Raw genomic sequence first — 13,951 nt, forward strand, 5'->3', positions numbered from 1 at the left:
CTTCGCGAGCCATGCAGCAGACCGCATAGCACCTATGCGGCGGCGGGCCTCAGGAGCCGGCGGCGATGGCGATGGCGGCGTCGACCAGGTGCTCGACGATCGGCGGAAGCACGCGTCCTGCCTTGACGATGACGACGACCCGCCGGCGTAGCGCCGGCCGGGTAATGGCGACCTTGCGCAAGCGGTGGTCGATCAGCAGCTTGTCGGGAATCCGGCATGGCAGGATGCAGCACCCGACCCCAGAAGACACGATCTCGAGCATGGCGTCGACCGTCTCGGCCTCTGCCGCTATCTGGGGAACGAGCCCGCTGCTGTGCACCATGCGCCGCAGCATGTAGTGGGAAGGAAATGCGACAAGCTTCGGCAGATGCACGGTCAGGTCGATCCGATCGCCGATGTCGCAGGCCTCCGGCACGAGCAGGCACATCTCGTCGTCGAACAGCGGCCGCGAGACCACGCCGGCCGATGCAACCGCCGAGTCGTAGACGAAGCCAACATCGGCCTTGCCGCTTTCCACGAACTCCACCACCTCGGGAGAGCTGCGCCCCAGCAGCGAGAGATTGACGCTTTCGTGCTGGCTGACGAAGCGGGCCACGACCTCGCCCATGAAGTAGTAGCTCAGGGTGTGGATCACGGCAAGCCGCACCGTGCCCTGGGTGACGCCATCGCGCACTCGTAGCGTGTCGAGTGCAGTGTCGATGGTGCGGAATGCGCCTTCGGTCTGCTCTTTGAGCTGTCGGCCCGCCTCGGTCAGCTCGACACCTCTGCCGGTGCGGACAAACAGTGCCTTGCCCACGTGGGCTTCGAGCGCGGCGAGCTGCCGGCTCAGGCCGGATTGCGTCTGGTCCAGATCTTCAGCCGCCCGCGATAGCGATTTCAGCTGTGCAATCTGCAGAAAATAGCGAAGCTGGCGGTCGAAGGTTTCCATGTGGCCTTTGCATCTGGAACGGAAAGCACCCACTGGAGCGAGCGCGCCCGTATTGGCGCAATGCAAGGATCGGGCCGAGCAGATCTGCCTGCGAGAGCAGCCCAGGCGTCGGGATTCCCCTGATGCAATGAGCAATGCGAAGCGACGCCCTTAACCATCGGTTAAGACCGGCTAAACAAGACGCGAATTGTCGGCCTGCGCGCGAATTGTGAGGATGCGAAGCGCTGACACCAGCGTCGGTCCGCACAAAAAAAGAGACAGGAGACAGCATGCACCCCAACAGCCCGGTCGGGCGCCAGTTGCGCCTGCGCTGGTTCACGGCGACAGCCGCAGCGGCCATAGCTATTGCTGCCGCGCCCGCGAATGCCCGCGTCACTCGCATCGTGATCGACAGCGTCGCGCCTCTTGCGGGGCAGTCGATTCCCTATGAGCAGATTCGCGGCCGTGCCTTCGGCGAGCTCGACCCGAACGATCCGCACAACAGCGTCATCACCGACATCAAGCTGGGGGCGGACGCAGACGGCAAGGTGCGGTACGAGACCACCTTCAATCTGGTGAAGCCGGTCGACATAAGCCGGGCGAGCGGCTTTCTGTGGCACGACGTGCCCAACCGCGGCGGCGCGGGCACCATTGTTGTGGACGAACGCGAGCTGGGCGACATTGGCCTGCGCAGCGGCTGGCAGGCGGACAACGCGGGCAACACGGGCATTCCCGCCAACCGGGCGGAGGGCACCAATCACTGGGTGGCGGCGCCTATTGCCAAGGTGAACGGCGTGGCTGTCACAGGCCAGGTGTTCGGGCGCATCGTCAACCGCAGCGGCGCAGCCTCGCAGCCGCTGATGGTGCAGACCAACCCCGTGCCCTACCTTCCGGCCACGCCGGACACGACCAAGGCAACGCTGAAGACGCACACCAAGGAAACGGTCGATGGCGTTGTCACCGAAGGGCCGGCCATTGCGGCGGGCGATTGGGCGTTTGCCAAGTGCGACGCGGGCAATCCGTTTCCTGGCACACCCATCGACATCAACCCGGCCAATGCGCCCGGCAACCTGCCGGTGCACATCTGCCTGCGCAACGGCTTCGACGCCAACCTGCTGTACCAGGTGGTGTACCCGGCGCAAAACGCCTATGTGTTGGGCGTGGGCATGGCGGCGTTCCGCGATGTGGGCACCTTCTTTCGCTACGAGGCGGCCGACGACTTCGGCACGCGCAATCCGGTAGCGGGACTGGTCAAGGGCACGGCGGTGCGGGGGGTGTCGCAGTCCGGAAACATGGTGCGGCAGTTCATCTTCATGGGCCTGAACCAGGACGAGCGCAACCGCAAGGTGTACGACGGGGCCTGGCCGATCATCGCGGGCCGCCGGGTGGCGGCCAACTCGCGCTGGGCCCAGCCGGACGGCGTGCTGGAGCTGTACCAGCAGGGCAGCGAAGGCCCGCAGTGGTGGGTGGACTGGCCAGACCCGGTGCGCAAGCAACCCACCGGCAGCATCTTCTCGCGCTGCGACACCAACGACACCTGCCCGAAGGTGATCGAGCACTTCGGGTCGGCCGAGGTGTACGCGCTGAAGCTCACGCCCGAGTGGATCGGCACGGCGGGCGATGCGGACATTCCGCTGCCGCGCAACGTGCGGCGCTATTACGTGCCGAGCTCGCACCACGGCGGCGGCGCGGGCGGCTTCACGCACATGCCCGCGGCGACGGGCACGGCCACTGCTACCGCCACGACTGGCCCAAGCTGCCCCGGCAACAACTTCGGCCGTGGCACGTTGGCGGCAAACCCGGTGCCGCACACTGAAATTACCAACGTGCTGCGCCTGGCCATGCGCGACTGGGTGCTGAACGGAACGCCGCCGCCGCCCAGCCGTTGGCCCACGCTTGCGGGCAAGACGCTGGTCGACGCCAACAAGAAGGCGATGGGTTTTCCGAGCGGCGTGCCCGGCATTCCGGACTCGATCTTCCTGCCGGAGAACTTTGCCTTTCCGGTGTTCGATTACGACTGGGGGCCGCAATTCAATCATGCGGAAGCCTCCGGCGTGCCCACCCACGTGCCGCCGGTCATCAAGAAGGTGATCCCGATGAAAGTGCCGAAGGTCGATGCCGACGGCAACGAGATCGACGGCGTTCCCACGGTGCTGGTGATGGCGCCGCTCGGCACTTACCTGGGCTTCAACGTCACCGCAGAGGGGTTCCATCGAGGCCAGGTGTGCAACTACGTGGGCGGCTACGTGCCGTTCGCACGCACGCGCGCCGAGCGAGCTGCCAGCGGCGACCCGCGCCTGTCGCTCGAGGAGCGCTACGGCAGCCACGAGGGCTACGTGGCCGCCGTGCGAGGCGCCGCCGAGAAGGCGTTCGCGCAGGGCTTTCTTCTGCCCGCGGACCGCGACCGCCTTATCCGGCAGGCTTCGGAGAGTGCCGTGCTGCGCTGAACGCGGCGGTGCTTTCTTCGATCATTTCCACCAGGGCAGCCGCCGGCACGGAGAGTTCCACGCGGCTGCGCATGGCCAGCAGCAGCACGCGCTCCATCTCGATGCCTTCGAGGCCCACCTGCACAAGGCCGAGGGCCTGGGCATAAAGCGCGGCAGCCGCGCGCGGCAAGATGGCCAGGCCAAGCCCGAACGAGACCATGCGGCACATCGAATCGAAGCTGCGCACCTGCACCCGGATGCGGGGTGTGCGCTTGACCGCGTCGGCCGCCGCCATCACCTTGCGCGTGAGCGATGCGCTGCGTGCCAGGGTGACCAGGTCATGGTCGAGCACGTTCACGATGGAGGCGTTCTGCTGGCCGGCGAGCGCGTGGCCCGCCGGCACCAGCAGCACCAGCTGGTCGACGTTGCAGACGATGGTTTCCAGGCCTTCGTGCGGCACGTTGTCGCCAATCACCGCCAGCTCGGCCGTGCCCTTGAGCACGGCGCGAATGCCGTCTTCGCTCAAGGCGTCTTCCATGTCGATCACCACCTGCGGATAGCGCCGCGCGTACTCGGCCAGCACGCTGGGCAAAAAGCCGCCGAAAGCGGAGGGGTTGGCGCACAGCCGCAGGTGGCCGGTGGCGCCCGATTGAAGATCGTCGACGGCCTGCACCAGCTGTTCGAGCCGCGCAATCACCTCGATGGCGTGCCGGTGCAGGGTCTGACCTTCGGGCGTTGCGGTGACGCCGCGCTGGCCTCGCTGGAGCAGCGCCATGCCGCAGTGCTGCTCAAGCTCGGTAATGCGCTTGCTTGCCGCCGGGAGCGAAACGCCGAATCGGTCCGCGCCCGCGGTCAGGCTTCCGCCATCGACAACTGCGACAAAAAGTCGCAGAGAGATGAGATCGAAACGATTCAGGTTGATCATTGCGGGTGGATTTGACCACCGCCGGCGATACGATCCGTTGAAAGAAGCGACACACACCATGCCCATGCCTCAGCAAACCGGTTTCATCTCTTCCACGCGGGCGCGCGGCGCCATGGCGGCGGCCCTGTGCGCGGCAATGCTGTTCATTGCCGGCTGCCAGGCACAGCCTGAGTTCCGCCCGCTCACCTCCGAGGCGCCGCCGCCGCCGAGCTTTGTGACTGTGCCCGCCGAGGAAGCTTGCCAGGCCACGCAGGCGCGCTACGCGCTCGGCCGGCCGCTCAACCCGCCGCTGCTTGAAGAAATGCGCACCCGCACCGGCTCCAAGTCGGCCCGTACCTCGGCGGCCGGCACGCCGCTGCCGGTGCCGACGGATCCGGCGCGGCTCAATGTCGACCTTGACCCGCAAGGCCTGGTGGTTGCCGCCCGCTGCGGCTGAGGGGCATTGACCTAATAATTTCGCAATGACGAAGAAGACCAGCACCACCTCGACTTCCTCCGCCGCGCCCATCGCGCTGGACTGCTACTACAGCCTTTCCTCGCCCTGGGCCTACCTGGGCGGCCCTCAGCTGCAAGACATCGTGCGCCGCCACCATGTGCGACTCACGCTCAAGCCCTACGACTTTCAGGCGGTGGTCCGCAAACCGGCGGCATTCCGCTGAAGACCCGGCCCGAGCCGCGGCGCACGTACCACGCGCTCGAACTGGCGCGCTGGCGCGACTACCTGGGCATGCCGCTCAACCTGGAGCCGGCGTACTACCCCAAGGGCGCTCCGGTCGACCCCAACTGGAACAAGTACCCGGGCTGGATGGTGATCGCCGCCCAGCTGAAGGGCCTCGACGCGCAGCCGCTCTCGCATGCGCTGCTGCGCGCGCTGTGGGCGGAAGAGCGCGATACCTCCGAAGCGGCGGTGCGCATCGCGGTGGCCGACGAAAACGGCTACGACGGCGCCTCGCTGCAGGCGCTGGAGCAGGCGGCCGAAACCCTTGCGATCTACCGCGCCAACAGCGCCGACGCCATAGAGGCCGGCGTGTTCGGCGCGCCCACGTTCATCCTGAACGGCGAGCGCTTCTGGGGGCAAGACCGGCTGGCCTTTCTGGACAGGGCTTTGGACAAGCTGCGCCACGCCAGGGGCGGATAATCGCCGGATGCGAATCCGCTTTACCAAGATGCAGGGAGCCGGCAACGATTTTGTCGTGCTCGACGAAACCCGCGGCACGCTGGGCCTCACGGCCGCGCAATACCGCTTTCTGGCCGACCGCCACTTCGGCGTGGGCGCCGACCAGATCCTCACGGTGCGGCGCCCCTCCAAGGACGCGGGCAAAGACATCGACTTTCAGTACGTGATCCACAACGCCGACGGCGGCGAGGTGGAGCAGTGCGGCAACGGCGCGCGCTGCTTCATGCGCTTTGTGCGGGAGCACCAGCTGACCGACAAGGACATGGTGCGCGTCGAAACGCTGGCCGGCATCATCGAGCCGCGCATGAGCGAAGACGGACGCGTGACGGTGGACATGGGCCCGCCCATCTTCGAGCCGGCCCGCGTGCCCTTCGACACCGCGGGGCTCGACCCGCAGCCCACGGGCGCTTGGCACACCTGGCACCTGGCACTTGGCACGCATGCCGATTCGGCCATTGTTTCGGTAGCGGTGCTGTCCATGGGCAATCCGCATGCGGTGCAGGTCGTCGACAACGTCGACACGGCGCCGGTCGAGCGGCAGGGCCCGCAAATCGAGCACCATCCGCGCTTTCCGCAGCGGGTGAATGCCGGCTTCATGCAGGTGATCGACCGCACGAACGTCAAGCTGCGGGTGTTCGAGCGCGGCGCCGGCGAAACGCTGGCCTGCGGCACCGGCGCGTGCGCGGCGGTGGTGGCGGGCATCCGGCTGGGCCTGCTCGACAGCCGGGTCGACGTGCAAACGCACGGCGGCGTGCTCACCATCGGCTGGGAGGGCGAGGGCAACCCGGTGCTCATGACCGGGCCGGCCACCACGGTTTTCGAGGGAGACATCGAGGTGCCCGAGCTGCCATGACCAACTTCAGAAACAACAAAGACGACGCCATGAACCCGATCACCGAAGACGACATCGCCAATTACCTGGCGAACACGCCCGACTTTTTCGAGCGGCATGCACAATTGCTGGCGCAGGTGCAGCTCACCAGCCCGCACGGCAACCGCGCCGTGAGCCTGCAGGAGCGCCAGGCCGAGATGCTGCGCGAAAAGATCAAGGCGCTGGAGCATCGCCTGATGGACATGGTGCGCCACGGCACTGAAAACGTGGTTATTGCCGACCGCCTGCAGCGCTGGACCAAGGGCCTCTTGACCACGCGCGACCCGCGCAGCCTGCCGTACCGCATTGCGGTCGACCTGCAGTCGCTGTTTTTGGTGCCGCAAACCGCCATCAAGGTGTGGGATTGCGGCGCCGACTACCTCAACGAGGCCTACGCCCAGTGGGTGAGCGACGACGTGAAGGCGCTGGCCACCTCGCTCACTTCGCCTTATTGCGGGCTCAACTCGGGCTTCGAGGCGGCCAACTGGCTGCCCGAACCGGCCGGCGCCATGTCGATTGCGCTGATTCCGCTGCGGCCCGATGCCGAGTCGCCGGCCTTCGGCCTGCTGGTTTTGGCCTCGCCGGACGCACAGCGCTTCAACGCCGAAATGGGCACCGACTTTCTCGAGCGCATTGCCGAGCTGGCCTCGGGCGCGCTGTCGCGGCTGCGGCCTTGAGCGGGCGGCACCGGTCCGGGCGGGCCGTGCGGCCCGTGCTGTGGACGGTGCTGCTTGGCGGGCTGCTGGCTTACCTGGCCATTGCGGCCATCGTCTGGCGGCGTGCGGTCGAGGTCCTCGACAGCCCGCCCCAGCGCGCGGCCGATGCCGCGCTGATCCTGGGCAACCGCGCCTACCTGAAAGGCAAGCCCAACCCGTGCCTCACCGGCCGGGTCGACACCGGCATTGCGCTGGCCAATGCGGGCCGCGTGAAGCAACTGGTGCTCTCGGGCGGTGTCGACAAGGAAGACGGGCGCATCGAAGCCGAGGTCATGCAGCAGCATGCGCGCGCCGAAGGCTATGCCGGTCCGCTGCTGCTGGAGCCGGCCTCCACGTCCACCCGCCTGAACCTGGCGATGTCGCGCCCCCTGCTGCAGGCGGCGGGCATCCGCAGCGTGATCGTGGTGTCGGAGCCCTATCACCTGTGGCGCGTCGAGCGGCTGGTGCGGGCCGCCGGGTTCGACAAAGACTTCGACGTGCAGTACGCCGCTGCCAGCACGCGCTGCTGGCAGCGCTGGGGCATGGTTTTCAAGGGCGCATTGCGCGAGCCTTTGGCTGTCGTGAACAATGCGTTCAATGGCTACCTCCACTGAGACGACCGACACGCGCTGGGTAGAAAAATACCTGGAGCACGTGCGCGTGGAGCGCCGGCTGGCGGCGCGCACGGTCGAGCTCTACGCCATTCACCTGCAGGCGCTCTCGGCCAACGCCGCCGAGGCCGGGCTTGCGCTGGACCGCGTGCAAACCGCGCACATCCGGCGCTGGATGGCGCAGTTGCACAGCGCCGGCCGCGAGGCGCGCGGCATTGCGCTGGTGCTTTCTTGCTGGCGCAGCTTCTACCGCTGGCTCGGCAACGAGGGGCTGGTGGGCTTCAACCCCGTGCAGGACGTGCATGCGCCCAAGGCCGCGCGGCCGTTGCCCAAGGCGCTGGCTGTGGACGACGCGGTGCGGCTCGCCGAAACCTACGACCCCGAGGCCGACCCCTGGACCGAGGCGCGCGACGGCGCCATCGTCGAAGTGCTTTACGGCTGCGGCCTGCGCGTGAGCGAACTCACCGGCCTGGATGCGCGCGCCAGCAACACGGCCCTTGGCTGGGTCGACCTGGACGCGATGGAAGCCAACGTGCTCGGCAAGGGCAGCAAGCGCCGCATCGTTCCCCTGGGCAGCAAGGCGGCCGAGGCGCTGCGCGACTGGCTCGCGGTGCGCGGCGATTGCCCGGCGCTGGCCACGGCCGGGCTGCGGGATCCGGCCGGCGCCGCGGCGCTTTTCATCAACAGCAAGGGCCTGCGGATGTCCTCGCATGCGGTGTGGAAGCTGCTGCGCGAGCGCAGCCTGAAGGCCGGCCTTGCAGCGCCGGTGCATCCGCACATGCTGCGGCATTCGTTCGCGAGCCACGTGCTCCAGTCGAGCAGCGACCTGCGCGCCGTGCAAGAGCTGCTGGGCCACGCCAACATTGCCACCACGCAGATCTATACCCGGCTGGATTTTCAGCACCTGGCCAAGGCCTACGACGCGGCCCATCCGCGCGCGCAGGCCCGGCCCGAGAGCACGGATACACAGGCACGCGCCGAAGCAAGTGCGCGGGCCAAGCCCAAAAAAGACGACACCCAAAAATGAAAACCCTCCGCCTCAAGCCCGGCAAAGAGCGCTCGCTGCAGCGCCGCCACCCCTGGATCTTCGAATCCGCCATTGCACGCGGCGGCGCCGATTCGGGCGAAACGGTGCGGGTCGAATCGCATGACGGCGCCTTCCTGGCGTGGGCGGCGTTCAGCCCGGTTTCCAAGATCCGCGCGCGGGCCTGGAGCTTTGTCGAAACGCAGCGCATCGATGCCGCATTCCTGGCCTCGGTGTGCGCCCGCGCCGTGGCCGCCAGGGGGCTTTTCGACCTGCAGAGCGACGGCGTGCGGCTGATCCACGGCGAGGCCGATGGGCTGCCGGGCCTTATCGTCGATCGCTACGGAGACACGCTGGTGGCGCAGTTCCTGTCGGCCGGCGTCGAGCGCTGGAAGGCTGCCATTGCCGACGCGCTGCTCGAGGCGACCGGGCTGCACAAGCTTTATGAGCGTTCCGACGCCAGCGGGCGCGAGCGCGAGGGCCTGAAGCCCGTCACGGGCTGGTTGCGCGGGGAGGGCGCCACCGAGATCACGATTCGCGAGCATGGCTGGAAGCTGTCGCTCGACATTGCGACCGGCCACAAGACCGGCTTCTATCTCGACCAGCGCGACAGTCGCCAGCGCTTTGCCGAGCTGGCTCAGCACCGGCGCTTCAGGCGCGTGCTCAACTGCTTTTGCTACACCGGCGGCTTTACCGTGGCGGCGCTTGCCGGCCTGCAGGCGGCGGGTGCGATGGATGGCGTGGAGCTGGTGTCGGTCGATTCTTCGCAGCCGGCGCTCGAAAAGGCGCGGGCCAACCTGGCGCTGAACGGCTTCGGCAGCGAGGGTTCGGGCGTGAAGGCCGAGTTTCTGGACGCCAACGTCAACACCGTGCTGCGCGAGTTCATCGAACAGGGCCGGACCTTCGACGCCATCGTGCTCGACCCGCCCAAGTTTGCGCCCACCGCGGCCCATGCCGACCGCGCGGCCCGCGCCTACAAGGACATCAACCGCCTTGCGCTCAAGCTGCTGGAGCCCGGCGGCGTGCTGCTGACTTTTTCATGCTCGGGTGGCATCAGCGCCGATCTTTTTCACAAGATCGTGGCATCGGCGGGCATAGACGCCCAAGTAGACGGCTACATCAGCGAACGCCTCGGCGCGGCGCCCGACCACCCGATGACCATCGAGTTCCCGGAGGGCGAATACCTCAAGGGCCTGGTGGTGGTGAAAAAGCCGGCTTGACCCCGCGCCAACGCAACTGAGTGGCATTGGCTAAACTGCCTCTCCAGTTTTTCTTCTTCCCAGTTTTCCGCCTTCGGAGCACACCATGGCCCTTATTCCCGCCACCATCCTCACCGGCTTTCTAGGCTCGGGCAAGACGACGCTGCTCAAGCGCATCCTGACGGAGGCCCACGGCCAGAAGATCGCGGTGATCGAGAACGAGTTCGGCGAAGAGAACATCGACAGCGACATTCTCGTGACCGAATCGAAAGAGCAGATCGTGCAGATGAGCAACGGCTGCGTCTGCTGCACCATTCGCGAAGACCTGCGCGAAGCCCTGCAACTGCTGGCCGCCAAGAAGCGCCAGGGCCTGCTCGACTTCGACCGCGTGGTGATCGAGACCACCGGCCTGGCCGACCCCGGCCCCGTGGCGCAGACCTTCTTCATGGACGACGAAATTGCCGAGAGCTATTTGCTCGACTCGATCCTGACGCTGGTCGATGCCAAGCATGCGCCGCAGCAGCTCAACGACCGCCAGGAAGCGCGCCGCCAAGTGGGTTTTGCCGACCAGATCTTCATCAGCAAGAGCGAGCTGGTGTCGGCCGAAGAAACCGAGGCGCTGATTCACCGCCTGAAGCACATGAACCCGCGCGCGCCGCAGCAAAAGGCGCATTTCGGCGATGTGCCGCTGAAAGACATTTTCGACCTGCGCGGCTTCAACCTGAACGCCAAGCTCGACATCGACCCCGACTTCCTGAAGGAAGACGACCACGATCACGACGACCACGATGGGCATGACCACGCGCATGGCGAGCATTGCGACCATCCCTCGCACAAGCACGAGGGGCACGGCCACCATCACCACACGGACGACGATGTCAAGAGCTTCGTCTACAAGGCCGACCGCCCCTTCGACCCGGCCAAGCTGGAGGATTTTCTGGGCGCTATCGTCAACATCTACGGCCCGCGCATGCTGCGCTACAAGGGCGTACTGAGCATGAAGGGCACCGAGCGCAAGGTGATTTTTCAGGGCGTGCACCAGCTGATGGGCAGCGACCTGGGCCCCGAGTGGGGCAAGGACGAAGCGCGCCAGAGCCGCATGGTGTTCATCGGCATCGAGCTGCCGCGCGAAATACTGGAGCAGGGGCTCGAGCAGTGCCTGGTGTGACGGCGCGCTGCCTGCACTGAGCCCGGCCAAATAAAAGGCGCTGCCCCGAGGGGCAGCGCCTTTTTTGTTGAGCCGAGGCTTACTTGCCGCCCATGCCGCCCAGCGGCTTGCCGTTGACCTTCAGGTTGCCTTCGCTGTATTCGACCTGGCTCGTGATGTCGGTGCCGTCGCGCTTGACGAAGCCCATGCCTTCGCCTTGCTCGACCAGGCCGGCCACCATTTCAGGCGGCGGCAGCTGGCCGCTCTCGGCGCCGGTGGCGGCAATCTGCTCCAGCCATTGCATCGGCAGCCGCACACTGGCCTTGAGCACGCCGCGCTTCATCAGGAGCGCCATGCCGGGTTCCTTCAGGTCTTCGTCGGTCACGCCGACCAGGCCGGCCGTGTAGCTGATTTCGCCGCGCTTGCCGCCGATTTCGACCAGCATCTTGTCCAGCCCGAGCTCGGGGTTGTACTTGGCCATGGCCTTGAGGTCCGGGGCGAGCTGGTCCATCAGCGCCTGCATGGCGGCCTGGGAGGCTTTGCCGCCGCCCTTGCCGCAGCCGTTGATGGCGGCCGACTGCATCCAGGCGTCGGCCAGCTTCTTGTAGCCGGCCGCGTGAATGCGGCGTCCGCCGCTGGTCATCTCGAACTTGTCGATCTTCGTTTCGCCGACCTTGCCGGTGCCCTTGATGGTGCCGATCGATTCGTAGAGGCCGTCCTTGATGTTGGCATCGGCAATCATGTCGATGTTCTGCAGCAGCACGGCGGGCAGGGGCTTGCCGCTGCCGCTGGCACCCAGGCCCTTGGGCGCCGAGAACTCGAAGCTGTCGAGCCGGGCTTCGGTCTTGCCCGTGGCAAGAATCCAGCCTTCGCTCTTGTTCATGTCGGCCTTGCCGGCCAGCTTGCCCATTTTCAGGGTCACGCCGGTGCGCGTGTCGGTCAGGTCCAGGCCGGGCATTGCCAGGCTGTAGTTCACCTGGGTACGGGCGCCGTTCATCTCGGCGCGCATTTGTGCGCCTTGCCAGGTGAACTGTCCCTTGCCTTCTTCGGCCAGCTTGATCGGCGCCACCGTCAGGTCGGTTGCGTAGCCGCCGTTGAACGCCACCTTGGTGTGGGCGGTCAGGGGCTTGGCCTTGCCGAAGAGCTTTTCGGCTTCGGCCTGGGCCTTCACATCGAGCACCAGTTCGCTGTCAATGGTGGCCGCAGCCAGCGTGCCGCCGGCAATCGGGCCGTGGCGAATGGTGTCGCGCACGGTAATGCGCACCGGCTTGAACGGCGTGCTCTCGGCATCGGCTTCTTCGTCGTCCTCTTCGCCCGGCTCGGCGGGCTTGGCAACCGCGGGCACCTGCGCGGCGGCCGTATCGGCGGCGCAACCGAACTCGAAGGTCACGGTGCTGACTGCACCGAAGAATCCGCTTTCGTATTTGCGATCGATCACGCGCACCAGCGCGGTCTGCTTCGGCAACTCCTCCAGGGCGGCTTCGTAGCTGGACTTGACTTTGGAGCCCGCCCACCACGTGCTGCCACCATAGGCAACGGCGATGGCTGCGGCCAGCGTGCCCAAAACTGCTTTTTTGCTCAAGATTTCTTCTCTTTTGTATGAATGATCGGATCGATCCGCTGGGCCGCTTGGGCTCGGCAGGTCTTGTTGCCCCCTCCGGCAACGCCGGGGATGCTAACGGACGTAAGCGGTTTGCAGGTACATCTCCCTTCTGTTTTGAGTTCTCTATACAATCGCGCGCCTGTTCCGGCAGCCACGCTTTCGTTTTAAGAGCGAGATGTGGCTTACGGCAGGGGGCGCCGCAAGTTTCTGGCGGGCTTTCGGGGGTATAACCCCGGGGTTCGTCGCTGCGAGCACTCCGACAAGTGGAGCCCGCGGGGCCTCAATCCCGCAGTGGTTCCCTTGGGAGGAGACACCCAGTGAAAGCGCGTTCCAGTTCGTTCAAGGAGCCAGTCACCGTGAAGAAACCCGCCGCCAAGGCAATGCCAGCAACCAAGTCCGCCGCCACCAAAGCGGTGGCTGCAAAGCCGGCTGTACCCGCGGCAAAAAAGATTTCTTCCGCTGCAAAGGCTCCGGCCACGAAAGAAAAAAGCGCTCCAAAGAAGCCAGCAACGCCAACGGCCAAGGCCGCGACCGTTGCAAAGAAGCCCGTCAAGCCTGCAAAGTCTGCTGCGCCGCCGGAGGCATCCGCCCCGGCCAGGAGTGCAACCAAAACTGCAGATGCGGGTCTACCGCCATCCAAAACTGTCGGCCGCACTGCTGCCGTTACTTCTGCCCCTCCGATACCAATGAAAAAAACGGCTGCCGCCTCTTCTTCCGCCACGGCGACACCTTCGATGCCCGCTCAGACCGCCGCACCCGCCCCCGCGCGAGGTGGCCGCGTGTCCCGGCTGTCGCAGCTGACCGTGCCTTCCATGCCGCAATCGGTGGCTTCCACCGCTGCCAAGTCCTCCTTCTCGCAGGCGCCCTCCAATGCGCTGGTGCCGCCGCCTCCCGTGGCGGTCAAGAAAGACCCGAAGCTCGCCAACAACTGGAAAGCCAAGTCGGCTGCCGAGTTGACCGACGCCGAGGTCATCGCCATGCCCGACTCCGAGTACATGAACGAAAAGCAGATGGCGTTCTTCCGCCTGAAGCTGGTCGAGCTCAAGCGCGGCATTCTCGAAAACGCCGGTGAAACCACCGAGCACCTGCGCGAAGACACCGTGGTGGTGCCCGATCCGGCCGACCGCGCCACCATCGAGGAAGAGCACGCACTCGAGCTGCGCACGCGCGACCGCGAGCGCAAGCTGCTCAAGAAGATCGAGCAGTCGATCCAGCGCATCGACGCCGGCGACTACGGCTACTGCGACGAAACCGGCGAACCCATCGGCGTCGGCCGCCTGCTGGCCCGCCCCACGGCCACGCTGTCGCTCGAAGCGCAGCAGCGCCGCGAACTCAAGCAGAAGATGTTCGGGGACTGAACGGAAAG

General features: G+C 66.3%; 15 protein-coding genes. 11 read left to right on the forward strand and 4 right to left on the reverse strand.

Annotation, left to right across the window (positions count from 1 at the left end; translation table 11 throughout):
- Positions 1–49 precede the first annotated feature (49 nt).
- Positions 50–928, reverse strand: a complete 879-nt coding sequence (locus M0765_RS12870) for a LysR family transcriptional regulator (RefSeq protein WP_258504022.1) — start codon at positions 926–928, stop codon at positions 50–52.
- Between the two features lie 269 nt (positions 929–1,197).
- Here M0765_RS12870 and M0765_RS12875 point away from each other — a divergent pair, with 269 nt between their 5' ends.
- Complete coding sequence (locus M0765_RS12875; RefSeq protein WP_258504023.1) at positions 1,198–3,354, forward strand: alpha/beta hydrolase domain-containing protein; 2,157 nt, start codon at positions 1,198–1,200, stop codon at positions 3,352–3,354.
- On the opposite strand, the gene M0765_RS12880 is transcribed toward M0765_RS12875, so the two are convergent.
- Positions 3,317–4,258: a LysR family transcriptional regulator gene (locus tag M0765_RS12880; RefSeq protein WP_258504024.1), complete on the reverse strand. Its 942-nt coding sequence runs from the start codon at positions 4,256–4,258 to the stop codon at positions 3,317–3,319. The genes M0765_RS12875 and M0765_RS12880 overlap by 38 nt on opposite strands.
- A 58-nt stretch (positions 4,259–4,316) precedes the next feature.
- On the opposite strand from M0765_RS12880, the gene M0765_RS12885 reads away from it, so the two are divergent.
- The 9 genes from M0765_RS12885 (at position 4,317) to M0765_RS12925 (ending at position 11,003) form a co-directional block, all read left to right on the forward strand.
- A complete protein-coding gene (locus M0765_RS12885) occupies positions 4,317–4,694 on the forward strand; it encodes an I78 family peptidase inhibitor (protein ID WP_258504025.1) in 378 nt (125 codons plus the stop codon).
- A gap of 25 nt (positions 4,695–4,719) precedes the next feature.
- On the forward strand, positions 4,720–4,917 hold the full coding sequence (locus M0765_RS12890; RefSeq protein WP_258504026.1) for a hypothetical protein: 198 nt from the start codon (positions 4,720–4,722) through the stop codon (positions 4,915–4,917).
- A complete protein-coding gene (locus tag M0765_RS12895; RefSeq protein WP_258508245.1) occupies positions 4,914–5,396 on the forward strand; it encodes a 2-hydroxychromene-2-carboxylate isomerase in 483 nt (160 codons plus the stop codon). Before M0765_RS12890 ends, M0765_RS12895 begins: the two co-directional genes overlap by 4 nt.
- A gap of 7 nt (positions 5,397–5,403) precedes the next feature.
- Positions 5,404–6,288 (forward strand): diaminopimelate epimerase, encoded by an 885-nt coding sequence (gene dapF / locus M0765_RS12900; protein WP_258504027.1) that lies wholly within the window; start codon positions 5,404–5,406, stop codon positions 6,286–6,288.
- A complete protein-coding gene (locus M0765_RS12905; RefSeq protein ID WP_157612032.1) occupies positions 6,285–6,983 on the forward strand; it encodes a DUF484 family protein in 699 nt (232 codons plus the stop codon). The genes dapF and M0765_RS12905 overlap by 4 nt, the downstream gene beginning before the upstream one ends.
- A 26-nt stretch (positions 6,984–7,009) precedes the next feature.
- Positions 7,010–7,615, forward strand: a complete 606-nt coding sequence (locus tag M0765_RS12910) for a YdcF family protein (protein ID WP_258504028.1) — start codon at positions 7,010–7,012, stop codon at positions 7,613–7,615.
- Positions 7,599–8,639, forward strand: a complete 1,041-nt coding sequence (locus M0765_RS12915) for a tyrosine recombinase XerC (RefSeq protein ID WP_258504029.1) — start codon at positions 7,599–7,601, stop codon at positions 8,637–8,639. Before M0765_RS12910 ends, M0765_RS12915 begins: the two co-directional genes overlap by 17 nt.
- Positions 8,636–9,856, forward strand: coding sequence for a class I SAM-dependent rRNA methyltransferase (locus M0765_RS12920; RefSeq protein ID WP_258504030.1), 1,221 nt, complete (start codon positions 8,636–8,638; stop codon positions 9,854–9,856). The genes M0765_RS12915 and M0765_RS12920 overlap by 4 nt, the downstream gene beginning before the upstream one ends.
- 85 nt (positions 9,857–9,941) lie before the next feature.
- Positions 9,942–11,003, forward strand: coding sequence for a CobW family GTP-binding protein (locus tag M0765_RS12925; RefSeq protein ID WP_258504031.1), 1,062 nt, complete (start codon positions 9,942–9,944; stop codon positions 11,001–11,003).
- A gap of 79 nt (positions 11,004–11,082) precedes the next feature.
- Here the strand turns inward: M0765_RS12925 and M0765_RS12930 are convergent, their stop codons facing one another.
- On the reverse strand, positions 11,083–12,564 hold the full coding sequence (locus tag M0765_RS12930; RefSeq protein ID WP_258504032.1) for a YdgA family protein: 1,482 nt from the start codon (positions 12,562–12,564) through the stop codon (positions 11,083–11,085).
- 301 nt (positions 12,565–12,865) lie between these two features.
- Positions 12,866–13,306 (reverse strand): hypothetical protein, encoded by a 441-nt coding sequence (locus M0765_RS29220; protein WP_337297390.1) that lies wholly within the window; start codon positions 13,304–13,306, stop codon positions 12,866–12,868.
- Between the two features lie 13 nt (positions 13,307–13,319).
- Here M0765_RS29220 and dksA point away from each other — a divergent pair, with 13 nt between their 5' ends.
- Complete coding sequence (gene dksA, locus M0765_RS29225; protein WP_012746056.1) at positions 13,320–13,943, forward strand: RNA polymerase-binding protein DksA; 624 nt, start codon at positions 13,320–13,322, stop codon at positions 13,941–13,943.
- The last annotated feature ends 8 nt before the right edge of the window (positions 13,944–13,951 follow it).

It is taken from the genome of Variovorax sp. S12S4 (assembly GCF_023195515.1).
Lineage (GTDB): Bacteria > Pseudomonadota > Gammaproteobacteria > Burkholderiales > Burkholderiaceae_C > Variovorax.

What these genes read in the sequence shown, in the direction of transcription:
- M0765_RS12870 (WP_258504022.1), bottom strand. Translation starts at nt 928, where the DNA reads ATGGAAACCTTCGACCGCCAGCTTCGCTATTTTCTGCAGATTGCACAG.
- M0765_RS12920 (WP_258504030.1), top strand. Translation starts at nt 8,636, where the DNA reads ATGAAAACCCTCCGCCTCAAGCCCGGCAAAGAGCGCTCGCTGCAGCGC.
- M0765_RS12875 (WP_258504023.1), top strand. Translation starts at nt 1,198, where the DNA reads ATGCACCCCAACAGCCCGGTCGGGCGCCAGTTGCGCCTGCGCTGGTTC.
- M0765_RS12905 (WP_157612032.1), top strand. Translation starts at nt 6,285, where the DNA reads ATGACCAACTTCAGAAACAACAAAGACGACGCCATGAACCCGATCACC.
- M0765_RS12915 (WP_258504029.1), top strand. Translation starts at nt 7,599, where the DNA reads ATGGCTACCTCCACTGAGACGACCGACACGCGCTGGGTAGAAAAATAC.
- M0765_RS12925 (WP_258504031.1), top strand. Translation starts at nt 9,942, where the DNA reads ATGGCCCTTATTCCCGCCACCATCCTCACCGGCTTTCTAGGCTCGGGC.
- M0765_RS12885 (WP_258504025.1), top strand. Translation starts at nt 4,317, where the DNA reads ATGCCCATGCCTCAGCAAACCGGTTTCATCTCTTCCACGCGGGCGCGC.
- M0765_RS12880 (WP_258504024.1), bottom strand. Translation starts at nt 4,258, where the DNA reads ATGATCAACCTGAATCGTTTCGATCTCATCTCTCTGCGACTTTTTGTC.
- M0765_RS12890 (WP_258504026.1), top strand. Translation starts at nt 4,720, where the DNA reads ATGACGAAGAAGACCAGCACCACCTCGACTTCCTCCGCCGCGCCCATC.
- dapF (WP_258504027.1), top strand. Translation starts at nt 5,404, where the DNA reads ATGCGAATCCGCTTTACCAAGATGCAGGGAGCCGGCAACGATTTTGTC.
- dksA (WP_012746056.1), top strand. Translation starts at nt 13,320, where the DNA reads ATGCCCGCTCAGACCGCCGCACCCGCCCCCGCGCGAGGTGGCCGCGTG.